General features: G+C 62.7%; 16 protein-coding genes and 3 pseudogenes. 13 read left to right on the forward strand and 6 right to left on the reverse strand.

The window, feature by feature from the left end; translation table 11 throughout:
- Positions 1 to 844 precede the first annotated feature (844 nt).
- Complete coding sequence (locus CWS35_RS38635) at positions 845 to 1,345, forward strand: PD-(D/E)XK nuclease family protein (protein ID WP_157817359.1); 501 nt, start codon at positions 845 to 847, stop codon at positions 1,343 to 1,345.
- Complete coding sequence (locus CWS35_RS38640; protein WP_245439171.1) at positions 1,342 to 4,629, forward strand: exodeoxyribonuclease V subunit beta; 3,288 nt, start codon at positions 1,342 to 1,344, stop codon at positions 4,627 to 4,629. The genes CWS35_RS38635 and CWS35_RS38640 overlap by 4 nt, the downstream gene beginning before the upstream one ends.
- A gap of 5 nt (positions 4,630 to 4,634) precedes the next feature.
- Here the strand turns inward: CWS35_RS38640 and CWS35_RS38645 are convergent, their stop codons facing one another.
- Positions 4,635 to 5,867, reverse strand: a complete 1,233-nt coding sequence (locus tag CWS35_RS38645) for a UvrD-helicase domain-containing protein (protein WP_371682886.1) — start codon at positions 5,865 to 5,867, stop codon at positions 4,635 to 4,637.
- 153 nt (positions 5,868 to 6,020) lie between these two features.
- On the opposite strand from CWS35_RS38645, the gene CWS35_RS38650 reads away from it, so the two are divergent.
- Positions 6,021 to 6,969 (forward strand): IS630 family transposase gene (locus CWS35_RS38650; RefSeq protein WP_100957021.1). Its coding sequence is split into 2 segments (ribosomal slippage): positions 6,021 to 6,356 and positions 6,358 to 6,969, totalling 948 coding nucleotides; the frame shifts between segments, so codons are not numbered across the junction.
- Between the two features lie 119 nt (positions 6,970 to 7,088).
- On the opposite strand, the gene CWS35_RS38655 is transcribed toward CWS35_RS38650, so the two are convergent.
- On the reverse strand, positions 7,089 to 8,807 hold the full coding sequence (locus tag CWS35_RS38655) for an ATP-dependent endonuclease (RefSeq protein ID WP_100957023.1): 1,719 nt from the start codon (positions 8,805 to 8,807) through the stop codon (positions 7,089 to 7,091).
- A gap of 161 nt (positions 8,808 to 8,968) precedes the next feature.
- On the opposite strand from CWS35_RS38655, the gene CWS35_RS38660 reads away from it, so the two are divergent.
- From CWS35_RS38660 to CWS35_RS38675, 4 genes are all read left to right on the forward strand, one after another.
- Complete coding sequence (locus CWS35_RS38660) at positions 8,969 to 9,310, forward strand: type II toxin-antitoxin system PrlF family antitoxin (RefSeq protein ID WP_100957025.1); 342 nt, start codon at positions 8,969 to 8,971, stop codon at positions 9,308 to 9,310.
- On the forward strand, positions 9,307 to 9,810 hold the full coding sequence (locus tag CWS35_RS38665; protein WP_100957027.1) for a type II toxin-antitoxin system YhaV family toxin: 504 nt from the start codon (positions 9,307 to 9,309) through the stop codon (positions 9,808 to 9,810). The genes CWS35_RS38660 and CWS35_RS38665 overlap by 4 nt, the downstream gene beginning before the upstream one ends.
- A gap of 19 nt (positions 9,811 to 9,829) precedes the next feature.
- Complete coding sequence (locus CWS35_RS38670; protein WP_100957029.1) at positions 9,830 to 10,732, forward strand: hypothetical protein; 903 nt, start codon at positions 9,830 to 9,832, stop codon at positions 10,730 to 10,732.
- A 195-nt stretch (positions 10,733 to 10,927) separates the two neighbouring features.
- The gene (locus tag CWS35_RS38675; RefSeq protein ID WP_100957031.1) at positions 10,928 to 11,116 is read left to right on the forward strand and encodes a hypothetical protein; all 189 of its coding nucleotides are present in this window, start codon (positions 10,928 to 10,930) and stop codon (positions 11,114 to 11,116) included.
- Positions 11,117 to 11,235: 119 nt separating this feature from the next.
- On the opposite strand, the pseudogene CWS35_RS40770 reads toward CWS35_RS38675, so the two are convergent.
- Positions 11,236 to 11,286: pseudogene (locus CWS35_RS40770) on the reverse strand (hypothetical protein); the annotation flags it as partial.
- Between the two features lie 72 nt (positions 11,287 to 11,358).
- Between CWS35_RS40770 and CWS35_RS38685 the strand changes: the two are divergent.
- Positions 11,359 to 12,342 (forward strand): annotated as a pseudogene (locus CWS35_RS38685) (IS630 family transposase).
- A 286-nt stretch (positions 12,343 to 12,628) separates the two neighbouring features.
- Here the strand turns inward: CWS35_RS38685 and CWS35_RS38690 are convergent.
- The gene (locus CWS35_RS38690; RefSeq protein WP_245439193.1) at positions 12,629 to 13,087 is read right to left on the reverse strand and encodes a helix-turn-helix domain-containing protein; all 459 of its coding nucleotides are present in this window, start codon (positions 13,085 to 13,087) and stop codon (positions 12,629 to 12,631) included.
- Positions 13,088 to 13,395: 308 nt separating this feature from the next.
- Here CWS35_RS38690 and CWS35_RS40775 point away from each other — a divergent pair, with 308 nt between their 5' ends.
- The 5 genes and pseudogenes from CWS35_RS40775 to merB form a co-directional block, all read left to right on the forward strand.
- Positions 13,396 to 13,653 carry a mercuric transporter MerT family protein gene (locus CWS35_RS40775; RefSeq protein WP_371682892.1) on the forward strand — a complete coding sequence of 86 codons (258 nt, stop codon included), beginning with the start codon at positions 13,396 to 13,398 and terminating at the stop codon, positions 13,651 to 13,653.
- 15 nt (positions 13,654 to 13,668) lie between these two features.
- On the forward strand, positions 13,669 to 13,968 hold the full coding sequence (locus tag CWS35_RS38700) for a heavy-metal-associated domain-containing protein (protein WP_100957037.1): 300 nt from the start codon (positions 13,669 to 13,671) through the stop codon (positions 13,966 to 13,968).
- Between the two features lie 251 nt (positions 13,969 to 14,219).
- Positions 14,220 to 15,653, forward strand: a complete 1,434-nt coding sequence (gene merA / locus CWS35_RS38705) for a mercury(II) reductase (protein ID WP_245439172.1) — start codon at positions 14,220 to 14,222, stop codon at positions 15,651 to 15,653.
- A gap of 93 nt (positions 15,654 to 15,746) precedes the next feature.
- Entirely contained in the window at positions 15,747 to 15,989 is a 243-nt protein-coding gene (locus CWS35_RS38710; RefSeq protein WP_100957243.1) for a hypothetical protein, read from the forward strand.
- A gap of 235 nt (positions 15,990 to 16,224) precedes the next feature.
- A pseudogene (merB, locus tag CWS35_RS40780) lies at positions 16,225 to 16,449 on the forward strand (organomercurial lyase); the annotation flags it as partial.
- A 47-nt stretch (positions 16,450 to 16,496) separates the two neighbouring features.
- Here the strand turns inward: merB and CWS35_RS38720 are convergent.
- Positions 16,497 to 16,925 (reverse strand): hypothetical protein, encoded by a 429-nt coding sequence (locus tag CWS35_RS38720; RefSeq protein WP_157817360.1) that lies wholly within the window; start codon positions 16,923 to 16,925, stop codon positions 16,497 to 16,499.
- Between the two features lie 7 nt (positions 16,926 to 16,932).
- Positions 16,933 to 17,310, reverse strand: coding sequence for a hypothetical protein (locus CWS35_RS38725; RefSeq protein ID WP_100957247.1), 378 nt, complete (start codon positions 17,308 to 17,310; stop codon positions 16,933 to 16,935).
- Between the last annotated feature and the right edge of the window lie 89 nt (positions 17,311 to 17,399).

Here is a 17,399-nt window from a genome sequence, read left to right on the forward strand (position 1 = left end):
CGCATGTACGCCTCATTGGGCTTGACGCAAACGCGTGGCCGAGACGGTCGAGCGAAAACCCGATCTTGCCGCAGCACCTGCTGGGACACATCAGACTTCCGTCTGCGGAAGCGGGCCAAAACGACCAGGCGATGCATGACATCATCATCGATCAATCTCAGAGTTATACGCTTTCACGCGCTTACAGGAGTGCGACGGGCTCTCTGCAAGCAGCCAGTACCTTGTGGCGGAGGGATAAGGAGCGCGTCGTCGGGCGTAGCGCAATCCCCGCGCATGCCTTCAGCGAGAGCGATCGTCTCTATGCCCGCCCGACCGATGCCGGGAAGGACCCGCAAGTGCGCGCAAGTCGGGCCTGCTGGCGGGCCTGGTGGGAAAGCGAGCAGCTCACCGCGCACGACGGGCGGATCCGTCCCGACCATCCGCTTATCGTCGACGCCCTCGCGGAAATTCAATCCACGACGTCTCTCCATCGGCTTCTGTGCGATCCGCTGGGGTTCGTCTGGGAATACGCGCTTCACTGGCGCCAGCCAAACCTCGACCCTCAGCCGCTCGCGCTCGACCATCGCGCGTTTGGCGAACTCGTCCACTCCCTCATCGGAGGCGTGCTGCGCGACGGTTTGCCTCGAAACGCCGACGAGATCGGGATCGCTCTGGACCGAGAGGCGGCGCGTCTCGCCGACGCGTGGCCGATCATTAGGGCCGTTCCACCCGGCCTTCTTTGGGGCCATACAATAGCGATGGCCCACGAGCGTGCGCTGCGAGGCCTCACAGAAGCTCTGGGCGAACAGCGCGGCGTGACCTGGACAGAGCTTTCCTTCGGCGAGCCAAGCGACGCGCCTCACCCGTGGACCACACTCGCACCCGTCCCGATCGGGCAGACCGGCGTTTCCTTCCGGGAAGGATTGATCGACTCGACGAGGATGCGGGGCGTGGCGCTGCGATCATCACTGACTACAAGGTCGGGACAGCGCCTGAGCGAAAAAAACCGATCGCGTTCGATCGCGGCGCTGAACTTCAGCGCGTCTTCTACGCCCTTGCGGTGCGGTCCCTGCTTCCAGAGCTCCGGAGCGTGAGCTCGCAGTTGACGTACCTCAAGCACGACCCCGCGCGCACCCTAAGCCTGACAAACGAGGAGCTTGAGAAGGCCATTGAGCAGGCGGTTGGGTTCACCGACGCGGGCGCTCGCCTGCAACGCAGTGGCGAGATCGCGCCTGGATCGGCGCCGGCATTCTTCGACTCGCTCTCCGTTGCCCTGCCGGCGGACCTGGACTCGTATCGCCGTGTGAAGCGTCGTTCGTTTGCTCAGGCAAACGGTGCGCTCGACAAGCTTTGGAGCAGCCAGTGAGCGTGCCCGACTTCGACGCCCGCCGGCGGGCACTTACTGATTTCAAATCCAACATGCTGGTTGAGGCCGCGGCTGGCACCGGCAAGACGTCGTTGATGGCCGCCCGCGTCGCAATGATGATCGCGACGGGAATTGATCCTGCAAAGATCGCCGCGATCACCTTCACCGAGCCGGCGGCGAGTGAGCTCGAGGCGCGTATACGCTGGACCATCGACGAGCTCCGCAATGGCCGGCTGCCTCCCGCGCTCTCGGGGGTTCTCTCGCTGCCCTTAGGCGAAGCGATGCGTGCGCAGCTCGCTTCGGCCACCCCACGCATCGGGGAGATAACGGCAACGACGATTCACGGCTTTTGCCAAGCCATCCTTCGTTCGCACGGGATCGACGCGGCGCTTGACCCTGGTTCACGCGTGGTCGACGAGACCATTGCCGATGCCCTCTTTGATGAAGTGCTTGCGGCTTGGCTCAAGGAGATGCTGGCGCGTGGTGACGAGCAGGACGGTCCGGTTGCTGTTCTTGCGAAGGACGATCCACTGGGCGTGGTTGAGCGGATCCGTGAGCTTGCCGACCTTCGGCGAAAGCATCGCAGCGCGACCGTGCCAGCCCCGGATTTCTCAACACGGCCGGACCGCACTTTCGCGGACGCCGTTACGGCGTTTTCTCGCTGGCACGCCGCGGGACCCGGAGAAACGTGGACAGCTGATCTCATCGCAGATCTCGACCGCCTTGTTGCGTTCTTCGACGGCGATCACGCGAAGGCCGAATTCTCCGTGCTCTGGCGACTGACTCAGCCACCGCGCATAAGCATGATGCGACAGAAAAGCATCGACCTGCTGCCCTACGACAGGACGCGCTTCTGGAGACAGGCGCTCGGAGAAGCGGACGGGCGCCGTCGCGGACAGGAAGCAACCGAACACTTCGAAACGGTACAGACGGCTTACCGGACACTGATCGGCGCCATTGCGCAAAGCCTCGTACATGAACTAGCTGCGCACCTAAGCGGAGTGATCGACGCCTACGATCGGCGCAAGCGCGAGGCGGCCGTCCTCGACTTTGATGACTTGCTGCGACAGGCGCGAGCGCTGATCTGCGAAAATGCTGATATTCGCGCCTGGCTCGCTGGCCGGTACGCGTATCTGCTGGTCGATGAATTCCAGGACACCGACCCCGTGCAGGCCGAAATCGTATTTTGTATAGCCGCGCTGTCGCAGCCCGAGACTTGGAGCAGCGCCGTTTTGCGGCCCGGAGCGCTGTTCCTGGTCGGTGATCCCAAACAGGCGATCTATCGCTTTCGCGGCGCTGACGTTGAGTCCTACGCGCTCGCCAAGTCCGTCATTGCAAAGGCCAAGAATGGCTGCCTGCTAGCGGTCACCGCGAATTTCAGGTCCCGCCCGGAGATTATCGCGCACGTCAATCGCGTGTTCCAAGATGTTCTCGAGAAGACAGGACAGCCGGGATTCGTGCCGCTCGCTCCGACCCTTGAACTGCCGCCACTACCTTTCGCCGCGGCCGCGAAACTGACAATCGACGTTCCGCGGGACGCGAACGCCGAGGAACAGCGCGAAGCGGAAGCGTCCGCCGTCGCAGAGCTGTGCGCGCGCTTGATTGGTGCCCTGCCAATCTGCGGGCCGGATGGGATAGAGCGATATTTGCGCGCAGGCGACATTGCGTTGCTCGCGCCTACACACACGGACCTCTGGCGCTATGAACGCGCCCTCGAAGGACGGCGCATCGCGGTGGCGTCCCAGGCAGGTCACGCGCTGTTCCGGCGCCAGGAGCTTCAGGACATTCTCGTCCTGATCCGCGCGATCGCGGATCCGCTGGACACGTTGGCTTTCGGCGCTCTCATGCGAGGCCCGGTTGTCGGGCTGCGTGACGAAGACCTTCTCGATATCACGGCGGCGCTTTCTCCCGACCAGGACGGTCGTCGGCGCTTCCAGCTACGGACGCCGTCGGACGAGGTAAGTCATCCCCTGGCAAGAGACATCCTGGTAAAGCTTCAGGCACTTCACCGCCTTGCCGCGGAACTCACGCCGATGCAGCTCGTCGCCTTCGCGATAGAGCGCTTGAACTTGCGAGTGATTATGGCGGCACGGCACGGCCAGCGGAACGCGCGCGCGCTCGCGAACCTTGACGCCATCGTCGAACTCGCCAGGCCCTACAATGTTGCTGGCCTGCGCGCCCTCGCGCTCGATCTCCAACGCGGATGGCAGAGCAAGCGCCGGCATCCAGAAGGAAGGGTCGATGCGTCCGAGGATTCGGTGGAGATCGTCACGATGCACAGCGCCAAGGGTCTGGAATGGCCCGTCGTCATCACGGTGAATTCTTCAACCCGCTTCAAGCCTCAGGACCAGTTTGTCTATCGGCAATCCGACGATACGATCCACTGGGTCGTCGGGGGCATCGAGCCGCCCGCACTTGCGGCAGCCCGCGAAGAGGAGGAGTTTCGCGAGGCACGGCAGCGGGAAAGGCTTTGGTATGTCGCGACGACGCGCGCCTGCGATCTGCTGGTGATCCCCGAACTGCCGGGCGCACCCTCACGCTCATGGTCGAGAGTGATGAATCTCGGGCAAAAGGAACTTCCCGAGATCCAACCTGACATGTTGCCTGAGCCCGTCCCGAGCGCTGTGCAGCCCGTCGCCAATGATCAGTCTGAGACCATATTTGCGGCCGAAGGCGAGAGACTGGCCGGTGCTTCGCCGTCGATCATATGGGATCGTCCGAGCGAACGCGACGCGGATCGCAGCGCCGAGATTGTGGACGCGTTCGTTGTCGACGACGCGTCTCATGCGCTGCCGGAAATAGATGGTGCCGGGGCGCTGCGCGGTACGATCTTGCACAAGCTTATGGAAGAGCTCCTGACTGGCGAGCTTGGCTCGTTCCGAGACCATGCGGCAGCACGCGCGACCGAGCTACTCGCGCAGCTACAATCGAACGTGCACGACGAGAGGGATGAAGGGGGCCCCGACGCGCTCGAAATGGCGGAGACGGCCCTGCGCACTTTGGCTCTTCCTGAACTCGCACCCTTTCTCGGACAACTAATTCCTGAAATCCCGCTCTGGGCGGCAAACCCGCCGCACTACCTCGTCGGACGCGCAGACGCGGCGGTCGTCGAGGGAGAGCGCATTGCGCTCGTCATCGACTGGAAGTCGGACGTGAACCCCACGGCGGCGGCACACAGTGCGCATGCGGCGCAGCTGCGCGACTATATCCGCGTCACAGGCGCCGAGCGGGGCGCTATCGTCTACATGTCCGCAGCGCAAGTGTCCTGGATTGAACCTACCTAGCGCGCTCACCAGGGCGGATTGAGAATCGGCGAGGGCGAGCAAACCAAAACCCCGCGCGACCCACGGGTCATCGCGACGTAGAGATTGCGCGCGTTGAGAGCGCCGGCATTGAGAACAACCGAGATGTCGGCTTCGAGACCTTTCAGGAGCAGGGTGCTTCCGACGGAACGCCTGGCGAGGGGCCGGCCGATGAGCCGAGATTGTTCTCGGATCGTCACCGTCGCCTCTCGGAACGAGGGTCCGCCGGGAGAGGCTGCAAGTTGCAGAGCCCGCTGGGCTGCTGCCAGCACGGCGGGACGGTAGCACCGAACCCCACCCGCGCGGTTGATGGCGGTGAGAAGATCCGAGACCTCTGCAAACGACCGCGACGCTTCAAACCTCACGGCCGTTTCCTCGATACCGGAAAGGGCCCGTCCGAGTTTACCAGCATGAGCTGCCGCAACCGACCGCACGAGGTCGTCTGCGGAAAAGGCGCTCATCAAGTTCTCTGCAAAATCGGCCACGACGGAGAGCGCTTCGGGTTTCGCGAGGTCGAGCGTACCGCCAAAATCCGTAAGATCGCGCAGGTCCACAGCCTCGACCGTCACGGCTCCCGCGACTTGGCGGGCGAAACGACGCTGTCCGCGAGGGTCCGTGCTGTCACCGATGATCAAAACCTTCGTCTCGCCCGGCGCGTCCACCGCGGCTGCCGCTTGCCGCAGCGCATCGTCCTGGCGACCATCGAGTTGAATCCACCGGACACTGCCAGGTGCTGTCCGAAGGTCGATCGGCCTGCCTGCCGCTAGGTCAGGTCGTATCGACAGCAACCACTTACCTAAATCGTGCGCCCCTGCGTTGTTCCATCTCCACGGAGTCACAAGTTCTCCGACAATCGGGAAAAACGACACCACGTCCGCCTGCCAATCTGCCAACGGGTCGGCGCCGAATCCAAAGATAGACTGAAACGGATCTCCGACGATGGCGGTGGGTAGACTTTGAGCCAACCAGGTTACAAGGGCGTGCTGGCGGATCGAACAGTCCTGGTACTCATCGACAAATAAGCATCGGAAATTGGCGGCGAGAACGTCATGAAGGTGCCCGGCGGCAACCAGGCGCGCTGCCGTGTCACGGATGGCTTCGTAGTTCGGCCGGGCGCCAGTTACGATTCGCGGATCGTGTCCCGCGCGTTGCGGAAACGTAGAAATCAGCCTGATCGCGAAGCCGTCGAGTGTCGTGGCGCGGTAAACACTCGGCTTCACGCCCGCCCTTTCCAGGCGGCCTCGGAGCGCGGCGACCCCGGCGTTGGTGTGTGTCAGCACTAGAGCGTTTCATTGCTTAATTGAATCGGAGGGGATTCCGGTTTTGGGCGGTTTGTGATTCAAGATGCTGACTGGATTGGAGGCCAGCATCGCATGACCCGACCTCTTTCCCTTGATCTTCGCGAACGTGTGGTGGCGTCGGTTCTGGCGGGCGAGAGCTGCCGGTCTGTGGCGGAACGGTTTGGCGTTGCGGTCTCATCGGTTGTGAAGTGGTCACAGCGGCAGCGGGCGACCGGCTCGGTTGTGCCTGGCAAGATGGGCGGTCACCGCAAGCCTGTGCTTGATCCGCACCGCGCCTTCATCGTCGAGCGGATCACTCAGACGCCTCACCTGACGCTGCATGGTCTGAAGGCGGAACTGGCAGCCCGTGGGGTCAAGGTCTCACACAACGCGGTCTGGCTGTTCCTGCGCCGGGAAGGGCTGCGGTTCAAAAAAAACACTGTTCGCTCTCGAACAGGCTCGCGCCGACGTCTCTCGTAGGCGTCAGCGTTGGCGATCCTGGCAGGCCGGGCTCGATCCGGGCCGCCTCGTCTTCATCGATGAGACCTGGATCAAGACCAACATGGCCCCTTTGCGAGGCTGGGGCCCCAAAGGGGCACGCCTGCGCGGCTTCGCCCCGCACGGTCACTGGCGTACCCTCACATTCCTCGGCGCGCTCCGCCATGACCAACTCACGGCACCCTGCGTCTTCGACGGCCCGATCAACGGCGAATGCTTCTGCGCTTATGTGAAGCACCTTCTCCTGCCAACCCTGCGCGAAGGCGACATCGTCATTCTCGACAATCTCGGAAGCCACAAGTCGAAAGCTGTCAGGCAGATGATCCAGGCTGCTGGCGCCAGGCTCTGGTACCTGCCGCCATACTCGCCCGACCTCAACCCGATCGAGCAGGCCTTCTCCAAGATCAAACACTGGATGCGGCAAGCTCAGAAGCGCACCATCGAGGACACCTGGCGCCACATCGGTCAGCTCGTCCAGGACATCCAGCCTCGCGAATGCGCCAACTACTTCGCTAACGCGGGTTATGCTTCAGTCAAAATGTGAAACGCTCTAAGATGGGTTTCGAGCCGTCGTGCCGCGTGAGAGCATCGGTGATGAGCTGGGTCTTGCCGCAGCCCGCAGGCGCTATCACCAGCCCGCGGTTTATCGAGCGCAGGTCGATTTCAACGGCTGCCATCTTCGACCCAGTCCCGAAGGCCGTCGATGACGCTGGTGAGGCTGGCATCAGCCTCGCCGTAGGCGGGGCCGACGATCGTCCGGCCCGCCGTTTCCATCGTGCTAATGGTCTTCAACCATCCAAAGCGGGCTGCCGCGTTTCCGAGGAGGGTGCGACTGTCGGGGGCCAGACCGTCTATCAACGCCTCGGTCTCCAGATCGCCGAGCGTGTTCGCGCCATTGGAGATTGTCCTGATATGCGCTTCGATCAAGGCGCGATCCTTCGTCTCGATAGCGAGCTCGAGCAGTTCGCTCACAGGACCGTCCGGCAGTGCGGCGAACAATTCCTGTTCGAGCGCTCGCCCGCCGCCCCATGCGAACACCTTGCCACCGCCCGCAATAAAAGCCGCTTCTGCCGCTGTTGGAGCGGGCTTGTCACTGTCTCTCAGGATGGCTATCCAGTAGCCGAGGGATTGCAAAGCGGTCGCGCGGCTGAAGGTCTCATCGCCGTTGCCATTGACCAAAGTCGCGCCACATGCCGACAGCGACGTCTCGCCGCTCGCGGTGAAGTGCTGGTCCAGACCACGCATTAGACCGATTTCGCTGCCGCCCTCGCACACCACAATGGACGACGCGAGTAAGGCGTGGGCGTGGGCGCGGATGGTGCCCTGTACGTCCCCGGCGTCGCTCGCGCGTCTGACTGTATGCTGCCCGCCGTTCCTGCGGACGATGTGAAGCTGGTGTGCGTTCAACTCGGCGACGGCGATCGGCGAATGGCTCGTCGCGAAAACCTGCAGCGGCGGTACTTCTTCCTTTGCGCCCAAAGCACCAAGCAGGCGAATGATGCGATGCGGCTCGAGCCCGTATTCGAGTTCGTCGATGAGAAACGTGGTGACCTTCTCGGCCGCCTTCCGCTGCAACGCCGCGATCAGCAGGCGCGACGAACCGAGGCCAAGGGCGCGGAGCGGCACCCCTTCCTCGTCATGGAGTGAGATGGTCCCGCCCGTGAAGGTGACCGAGCCGGCATCGATGAGCGCCTGGACGGCGGCGCCCACGGGCACCCCCATGTCTCCGGCAGCCGCCTTGACCAGCTTGAGCGGCTCCGCGAGTTCCTTGAGATCTTTTTGGTCGAAGGCGTCGCGCATCTCACGCGCCGCCCGCGTCAGCTCCTTTGATGCGTCGGTCTTGCCATCGGTGAGTTTGGTCAGCACGGATCCGCGTCGCCAAGTCAGATGGGTGTCGCCGGTGACGCCAAGCCTAGCGGGCGCGACGCGCGTGCGATCAGCCCAGTTGAGGTTGCGGGTCCGACCTGCAGCCTGCGCGCGGGGCGAGACGAGCGTCCACTCCGGCTCGAGGTCGTCCTGGACGGTGAGCTGCAGAGTCAGCGTGGTTTCGAGGCCGGAGCCGGGCTCCGGTTCCACCACCCCGGTAGCTGAATTGAAGCCCACGAGGAAGTCGCCGTAGGAGTCGATGTTCTTCAGAGGATCGTCCAAGGCGCCGAGAGTCAGTGCAATGCGGATGGGGTGACCGAAATCGAGAGCGTGGAAGTCGGCGTCGGTGAAGGAGAGCGACCGCCGTGCGCCGAGGCAAAGGTCGATGGCATCAAGGATGGTGGACTTGCCGCTGTCCCCGGGCCCAATCAGGCAATTTACCCCTGGACTAGGCAGCCAGCGAAGGCTCTTGACCGCCCGAAAGTTTTCGATCTCAAGCACACGGACCAACGCCATCCTGCTTCCCCCGCTCGTTCGCCACTGGGAGTGTCCACCGAGTGGGTGGAAATCAGCGACTCCCAGTCGAAACCCTCGTATCAGCGCGGGCGACATGGCTGAACTTGACTTACAATGCAAATGCATTACATGGGATGCTGTAACGATGCAAGGAGCGGGTTATGGCCAAGACCGCTGAAATCCTCGAAATCCCCGCGACCATCACTGAGCGCGGCCAGACGACCGTGCCCGCCGCCATTCGCAGAATGCTGGCTCTCGGCAAACGCGATCAGGTCGTGTTTCGCGGGCTCGCGGACGGCACCGTCGTGATCGCGAAGAAGCAATCGAGCGCCAACGACGGCGATCCGGTGATCGGCAGGTTCCTCGCCTTCCTGGCGCACGACATGGCGAACGAGCCGGCGCGAATTCGGCCAGTGCCGAAGTCGCTGGTCGCGCGCGGCAAGGATCTCGCCAAGGGCGTCAAAGTCGATCTCGACGCGGCGCTGCCGGAAGATGATGCGTGAGCGACGATACCTTCGAGGTCAACGGTTGGGCGATCTATGCGCATCCGCTTTTTCTCGACCAGCTAGAGGCGATGATCGCGGCGGTCGAGAAGGCGCGCAAGAAAGACCCAACGGGATATAAGAAGAAACGCGCCGCAAAGCTCCTCGCGGCCGTCTTGAAAGTGGCGTTCGAAGATATCCCAGGTGACCCGACCCGCGACGTCTATCGCCAGGGCGGCACGCTCGGCGACGACTACAAGCACTGGTTCCGCGCCAAATTCCTGCAGCAGTTCCGGCTGTTCTTTCGCTACCAACAATCAGGAGACGCTAAAATCATCGTGCTCGCTTGGGTCAACGATGACTCGACGCTGCGCGCCTACGAGAGCGGCAGCGACGCCTATGCCGTGTTTCGGAACATGCTGAATCGCGAGAATCCGCCAGATACGTGGAAGGAGCTTCTCGCCGCTGCATCAGACGCCGGCGCGAGACGTCGGATCGCGCGTGCGACGCGCGAGCGGTAATCCAAGAAAGCGATACGCGATGATCGTACCAACAAAGCTCGCTCGGTTTGACGCGCGTGTTCGCGCCTTTCTCGCGCAGCATTTCAAAAGCCGGGCGCCCTCGCTCGCTGAACTCACGGGGCTGTGGGAAACCTACGCGCGCCTTGGCCTTCCCAACGAGGATTTTGTCGCGGAGTTCACCAACGGCAAGCCGGCAAGCCTGGCTCAACGCACATGGGAGCTTCTGCTTGCGCAGCACCTCCACGACCAAGGTCACGAACTGACCTGCGTTGGCGATGGCCCGGATTTGCGCCTTGAACATGGCGGCGTGAGGATATGGATCGAGGCCGTCTGCCCTGAGCCGAAAAACCTTCCCGCCGATTGGCTCGAAGAGCCGAAGCCAGGCGAGGCGAAGGTCGGTACGTTTCCTCACGAACAAATCTTGTTGCGCTGGACGACTGCCTTTGACGCGAAGGTCAGCAAGCTCCAAACGTATCTGAAAAAGGGAATCGTGCTGCCAACGGATGCCTACATCATTGCGATCAACGGCTGCCAGCTGGGATGGACGCCCGGTGCGCGTGGAATCACGCAGATGCCCTTTGGCGTCGAAAGTGTTTTTCCCGTGGGTCCGTTGCAGTACTTGATCAACCGCGAGACCAGAAGAATCGAAGGCGCCTCCCTTTCATTGCGATTTTCCATTGTAAATCACAACAACACTGCAATTCCGACGACGCCGTTCCTCGATCCGGCTTACGCCGGTGTGTCAGCTGTATTTGGTTGCGCCACCGATCGGCGCCATGGAAAGCCTCTGACCATGCACGTAGTCCATAACCCGCTGGCGACGGTGCCGGTATCGCACGGACTGTTTGGTGTCGATGAAGATGAATGGTTCGCGGTGCCGGTGCCAGACGCTCCAGGTGAATTTGATCTAACCCACGCCTAGCGGGGTCACCCCGCGACGGTCTGAACGCCCACCTTTTCCTATGGTTGAACAGGCGAGAGGCCATACGTCGATAGCGCGCGGCGAAACCGTGAAAAGATGATATGCAGCTTGCCGGAGGTAAGGCAGGAGAGACGATCGCAACAGACCAGCCGGTCGGGCTGACGACAGTGTGATCTGGCAGGGAGTCGCAGCGACATGTCTACGATCCAGCTTTCAGCAACGCCACGCGGTAATGGTTACCAGGCGACCGTGACATTCCCAGACGGGCTCTCGGTTAGCTCGGAAGAAACCTATCCGACGATCACCGAGGCCATCACCGCCGCGGCGATGAAGCTACTCGACATGCCCGAGCGTCTGGCAACATTGGACCAAACAGGCGCGTGATCAGCGCCTGTTGGCGAGTTCGACCAGCACGTCGCCGTGGCATGCGAGCGGCGCGCAGAAATGAGATCGCGCCCGCGCAGTTGCTCGAGCGCATTCATCAGCGCAGGTTGCGCAGCGATCCAAGCGCGATATTTTGCGATGACCTCGGCGCGCGTGCCGTCGCGGCCGATGACGAATGGATTGCTTAGAGCGTTTCATTGCTTAATTGAATCGGAGGGGATTCCGGTTTTGGGCGGTTTGTGATTCAAGATGCTGACTGGATTGGAGGCCAGCATCGCATGACCCGACCTCTTTCCCTTGATCTTCGCGAACGTGTGGTGGCGTCGGTTCTGGCGGGCGAGAGCTGCCGGTCTGTGGCGGAACGGTTTGGCGTTGCGGTCTCATCGGTTGTGAAGTGGTCACAGCGGCAGCGGGCGACCGGCTCGGTTGTGCCTGGCAAGATGGGCGGTCACCGCAAGCCTGTGCTTGATCCGCACCGCGCCTTCATCGTCGAGCGGATCACTCAGACGCCTCACCTGACGCTGCATGGTCTGAAGGCGGAACTGGCAGCCCGTGGGGTCAAGGTCTCACACAACGCGGTCTGGCTGTTCCTGCGCCGGGAAGGGCTGCGGTTCAAAAAAAACACTGTTCGCTCTCGAACAGGCTCGCGCCGACGTCTCTCGTAGGCGTCAGCGTTGGCGATCCTGGCAGGCCGGGCTCGATCCGGGCCGCCTCGTCTTCATCGATGAGACCTGGATCAAGACCAACATGGCCCCTTTGCGAGGCTGGGGCCCCAAAGGGCACGCCTGCGCGGCTTCGCCCCGCACGGTCACTGGCGTACCCTCACATTCCTCGGCGCGCTCCGCCATGACCAACTCACGGCACCCTGCGTCTTCGACGGCCCGATCAACGGCGAATGCTTCTGCGCTTATGTGAAGCACCTTCTCCTGCCAACCCTGCGCGAAGGCGACATCGTCATTCTCGACAATCTCGGAAGCCACAAGTCGAAAGCTGTCAGGCAGATGATCCAGGCTGCTGGCGCCAGGCTCTGGTACCTGCCGCCATACTCGCCCGACCTCAACCCGATCGAGCAGGCCTTCTCCAAGATCAAACACTGGATGCGGCAAGCTCAGAAGCGCACCATCGAGGACACCTGGCGCCACATCGGTCAGCTCGTCCAGGACATCCAGCCTCGCGAATGCGCCAACTACTTCGCTAACGCGGGTTATGCTTCAGTCAAAATGTGAAACGCTCTAGGTCAGATGTCAAGTGTCCTTCGTTGATGAAACTTTTGGAATCTTTTTCCTTTCCGACGGATGACACCTTGCGGTGTCATTTGGACCGATTCACTCCGCGCGGGCTGAGCCGCATGGCCAGTGGCTTGATCGCCACCATGCGAGCAAGCGAGCGACTGCGCTCTGATGCAATCAAGCGGGAAATTGGAGCGCGCCGTGGATATCGGCGGATCAATTGGGAGGAATGGGCAACAGCTTATGGGTGTCGAGACTTCGATCGCCCGCGACGTTGTCGCGCTCACGCTGGACGCGCGACTTTCGTCACTTCGGCCCTGCGCCGAGCTCGGGCGGGACGCGCGCCGCCGGCGACAGACCTCATCTCGAAAAGGGCATCGATGATCGGGCACTCCGGAACCTGATCGCCCTTGCATTGCGCCGCCATGTCCGACATCGCCCGCTCCAACCGCTGCAGGTCGACGATCTTCCGACGGATATCCCTGAGATGTTCGACGGTCAGCGCGTTGACCTCCGCACAGGTGAAGGCGTGCCCGTCAACCAGGCGGAGCAGGTTACGCAATTCGTCGAGGCTGAAGCCAAGTTCTCGACCCCGACGAACGAAATGCAGCCGCCTGACATGCTCGACCCCGTAGATGCGGTAGCCGGCGGCGCTGCGAGCCGGCGCCGGCATGATGCCGATCTTCTCGTAGTAGCGGATTGTCTCGATGTTCACTTCGCTGCGCTCTGACAATGCCCCGATCGAAAAGTCTTCGGTTGCTTCATTTTTGGCCTCACAAATCCGTGAGAAGTTCTCGCTTGACCCTGTAGTCCCTACAGGCCTTAGGGTCACCATAGATCGATTTCGGGAGCGTGTTCAATGACGGTGCGAGACGAGGCAACAGCGCTGCCAAACGAGGTCATGACGACGACGCGGAATCAATTGGGCGCTGCGGCGCTGCAGGCGAATGACCGAACCAAGGGCGGCGCCTCGCGGCTCCTCGCGGCGGGCGGCATCCTGCAGCGCTCGGCGCCGCATCGTGCTGCGTCATACCATTCGCCCTTTTCACGCTGGGCGTCAGCGGCGCCTGGATCGGCAATCTGACTGCGCTGGAGCCGTATCAACCGCTCTTCGCCCTCGTCGCGCTGGGCTTCATCGGTTACGGCGCTTATCGGGTCTACGCCAAACCGAAAGCTGCATGCGTCCCGGGGTCTTATTGCGCCGATCCGAAGTCCGACAGATTGGCCAAGATCGGTCTTTGGGCCGCGACCGGGCTCGTCATTGTCGCGCTCGGCTTCCCCTACCTCATCCGCGCCATCGCATTCTGAACCCAGGAGATCGCCATGTTTCATCGCCTTGCATCCGCCGTCCTGACCATCGGCTTGTTCGCTGCGCCCTCGCTCGCCGTCGCGGCCGAATCGACGGTCACCCTCGCCGTCCATCACGCGGGGTGCGTCCTTTGTGGTCCCATCGTCAAAAGCACTCTGGAACACGTGACCGGCGTGAAATCGGTTCAGGTAAGCCAGGCCGACGGCATGGATGACGTCACGGCGACGGTGCTGTTCGACAATGCTCTCACGTCCCCGAACGCCATGATCAAGGCGACAACCGATCATGGCTATCCCGCCGATCTGAAGTCATGAACGCGGACGGGCAAGGCGTCAGGCCATTTGCTCTTGGAATTATTGGGCCGTTTTGGCGGTAACCTGCTGTGGGGCGCCCATCCTGATCGCAAGTCTCGCGACCGCCGGCATTTCGGCGTCGCTTGCCGCGACGGGCTATGTCGGAATCGCGATTGTGCTGACAGGTTTGGCAGTCGCCGCCTTTTGGCTCGTTCGCCGCCGCTCAAGCGCTGATTGTTGCGCGAGTACATTGGACAGGAAGAGTTCAAATCATGAGTGACTGCTGCGCGCCCGCGAAAAAAGGACAAAGCTACGACCTCGTGGTCGTCGGCGCCGGCTCGGCCGGCTTTTCCGCCGCGATCACCGCCGCCGAGCAGGGTGCACAGGTCGCGCTCATCGGATACGGCACGATCGGCGGCACCTGCGTCAATATCGGCTGCGTGCCTTCGAAAGCGTTGATCCGGGCTACGGAGGCGGTGCACCACGCCAATGTCGCGCAAACTCGGTTCGCAGGCATCGAAAGTGGCGCCCGCGTGGTCGATTGGGCCGCACAGATCGCCCAGAAGGACGCTTTGGTCGCTGGACTGCGTCAGGCGAAATACGCCGACCTCCTGCCCGAATACAACAACGTAGCCTACCGAGAAGGTCAGGCCCGGCTCGTCGCTGGCGGCGTCGACGTGGATGGTCAGCGGCTCACTTCGGAGCGCATCATCGTTGCAACTGGTGCGCGCCCCGCGCTGCCGCTGATTCCCGGAATCGCCGACGTCTCGCCGCTCGACAGCACGGCGGCGCTCGCCATGTCGCAACTACCGCGTTCGTTGATCGTGCTTGGCGGCGGCTATGTGGGGGCTGAACTCGCCCAAACCTTCGCGCGCGCTGGCGTCGGGTCACGCTGGTCTTTCGCAGTCGGCTCCTGCCGGAGGCCGAGCCCGAGATCGGATCGGCTCTCGCGGGCTACCCTCGCCGATGAAGGGATCACAGTCATCAGCGGAGCGGCCTATGATTCCGTCCGCAGGACCGATGACGGCGGTGTGGCTCTCGCCATTATCCGCAGCGGCCGTCCGGACATATTGACAGCCGAGCGGATTCTCGTGGCGACCGGGCGCACGCCGAATACTGAAACTCTCGGCCTCGCCGAGGCCGGCGTCACGCAGGCGTCGTCCGGCTCGATCGTCATCGACGACCGTATGCGCACGTCGAAAGCGGGCGTCTATGCGGTCGGCGACGTGACAGGCAAAGACCAGTTCGTCTACATGGCGGCCTATGGCGCAAAGCTCGCGGCCAAGAACGCGCTGAACGGCAACAGCCTGCGTTATGACAACTCGGCGATGCCGGCAGTCGTGTTCACCGATCCACAGGTGGCGAGCGTCGGTTTGACCGAGGCGCAAGCCCGCGCTGGCGGGCACGCCGTGCGAACCTCGGTGCTCTCACTCGACAATGTGCCCCGCGCGCTTGCAGCCCGCGACACCCGAGGACTGATCAAGCTCGTGGCGGACGGCGCAACCCGAAAACTGCTCGGCGCGCACATTCTGGCGCCGGAGGGCGCCGACAGCATCCAGACGGCGGCGCTGGCGATCCGCTGCGGTCTCACGATTGATGACCTCTCAGAGGCGATCTTCCCCTACCTCACGACCGTCGAGGGGCTGAAACTCGCGGCGCAGACGTTCGACAAGGATGTCAAGAAGCTGTCCTGCTGTGCGGGCTAAGGCAATGGCGTTCATGTGAAGGCGAACCATGAAAACGATGCGCATGCGCAATTAGAGCCGGCGGTAGAGATTCGGCTGGGTCTTTCGCCCTGATTGGTCGGCAGTGACGAAGCCGAGGGCGAGGGAAGCTCTTGCCGGCCGTCTGCTGCGCGCGCCGGACTGCTGGACAAGTGGTCTCACAGGCTCGATGCAAATGACGATCTCGTATGGCGCGCGATCTTGCAGTTCTATGGCGATCATGGCCAGCCTCCGCAGATTGCGGACATCGCCGGTGAAATCGGATTCGAGATCGATCACGTCGAAACGGCGCTCCGCGCGCTGGACCGAATGATCTGATCGGACCGATCGCGATTCCGGGCAAATCCGCTTGGCCTATCCGTTCAGGAAGCAGTCACCGCCCATCGGGTCGATCTCTCAATGGGCACACCCTCCACGCTCTCTGTGCGATCGACGCGCTCGCGCCGCAGACATGTATGGCGCGGACATATCGATCTCATCACCATGCGTCACTGCGGGTCGCAGATAGAGTGACGACGCTGCGGATGGTCGGGCGCCGAAAAGCGTTGCCCCAGCAGGTGCGGTTGTTTGGTACGACTTCGCCTATGACGGCTGCGCTGCCGGCTCTTGTTGCCCGTCGATCGCATTCTTTTGCTCGGACGCGCATTTGCAGCAATGGCTTGATGTTCAAACACCACGACGTGACGGCACTGGCTTGACCGTGGATGAGGCCTTGGAGGTCGGCCGCGCCATCTTTGGCCCGGTCCTCACTGACCCGCTCTCGGACACCTTGCGCTGACTCGCAGTTGACGCCCTTCCTGCCGTGACACTGCGATCCTATCGAGATCAAGCGTTGGTGGGCCGCAACACCGCAGGACGGCGAAGAACATCGATCTGCTTCGTAAGCTGGGCATTGCGGCGATCGGCCATTTCGGCCAGGCGTTCCGCCTCGACCGCGCGTCGCAATAATCCGGCATTCTCCGTCACAAGCTGCCTGATCTGGAGCTGCATGTCGCCAATTACGGCACGTTGCTCGGCGACCTTGTGCTCCACGCTACCGAGGCGATCGGGAATCGCTCCACGCTTTCGGGCTCGAGCGAGGTCGTCGAGGATATCGCGATGGTTGGTGTAGATGGCGTTGCGCGCGACGCCTGCCTCGCGGGCGAGCGCGGCGACCGTCAATCGGCGGCCTGGATACGTTGAAGCCAGCCGTTCGGGCGCCCCGCGAACAAGGCGATCGAGGGCCGCGCCCAGCTTGTCGGCGGTCGCCTGCATCCGCCGATCATAGGGGGTCGGCGGCGCCGGCGGGTTCGGGGGCGGCATGGGAGTCTCCCGTAAGTTCGGCGAGGATGCGGTCGCATTCGGCGATCCGCGTGCGAGCGAGCGCGAGGCTGACTGGGTCGAGCCGAGAGTTGGAAAGCAGGCTGAGATTGCGGCTTCGCCGGGCTTCCCAGACCGGACGATGGCGTTCCGTTACGGCGAAGTTGGCGCAGCGGACGCAGGTGCTCTCGGTCCGCCAGGTTGGGTTGGGGCCATGTTCGTCACCGCGGCAGGCGGCGCTCTCGGCACGATAAGCGCAGTATCCCCAATCGCAGACACCGAGGCGCATGCCGCTCTCGTCGATCAGAAAATCGATATAGGCGGCGAGATCGCCGTCCATCGTTCGCCGCGGAATTGTGATCGGTCCGCGAGCATTCTCCCTGCCCGACCACCGAGCCGACTGGCGGTCAGCAGCTCCTCCAGCGCGGC

The organism is Bradyrhizobium sp. SK17 (assembly GCF_002831585.1).
Lineage (GTDB): Bacteria > Pseudomonadota > Alphaproteobacteria > Rhizobiales > Xanthobacteraceae > Bradyrhizobium.

Excerpts from the sequence above, each read along its gene's own strand:
- CWS35_RS38725 (WP_100957247.1), bottom strand. The coding sequence starts at position 17,310 with ATGGACGGCGATCTCGCCGCCTATATCGATTTTCTGATCGACGAGAGC.
- CWS35_RS38660 (WP_100957025.1), top strand. The coding sequence starts at position 8,969 with ATGGCCAAGACCGCTGAAATCCTCGAAATCCCCGCGACCATCACTGAG.
- CWS35_RS38655 (WP_100957023.1), bottom strand. The coding sequence starts at position 8,807 with ATGGCGTTGGTCCGTGTGCTTGAGATCGAAAACTTTCGGGCGGTCAAG.
- CWS35_RS38670 (WP_100957029.1), top strand. The coding sequence starts at position 9,830 with ATGATCGTACCAACAAAGCTCGCTCGGTTTGACGCGCGTGTTCGCGCC.
- CWS35_RS38700 (WP_100957037.1), top strand. The coding sequence starts at position 13,669 with ATGTTTCATCGCCTTGCATCCGCCGTCCTGACCATCGGCTTGTTCGCT.
- CWS35_RS38675 (WP_100957031.1), top strand. The coding sequence starts at position 10,928 with ATGTCTACGATCCAGCTTTCAGCAACGCCACGCGGTAATGGTTACCAG.
- merA (WP_245439172.1), top strand. The coding sequence starts at position 14,220 with ATGAGTGACTGCTGCGCGCCCGCGAAAAAAGGACAAAGCTACGACCTC.
- CWS35_RS38720 (WP_157817360.1), bottom strand. The coding sequence starts at position 16,925 with ATGCAGGCGACCGCCGACAAGCTGGGCGCGGCCCTCGATCGCCTTGTT.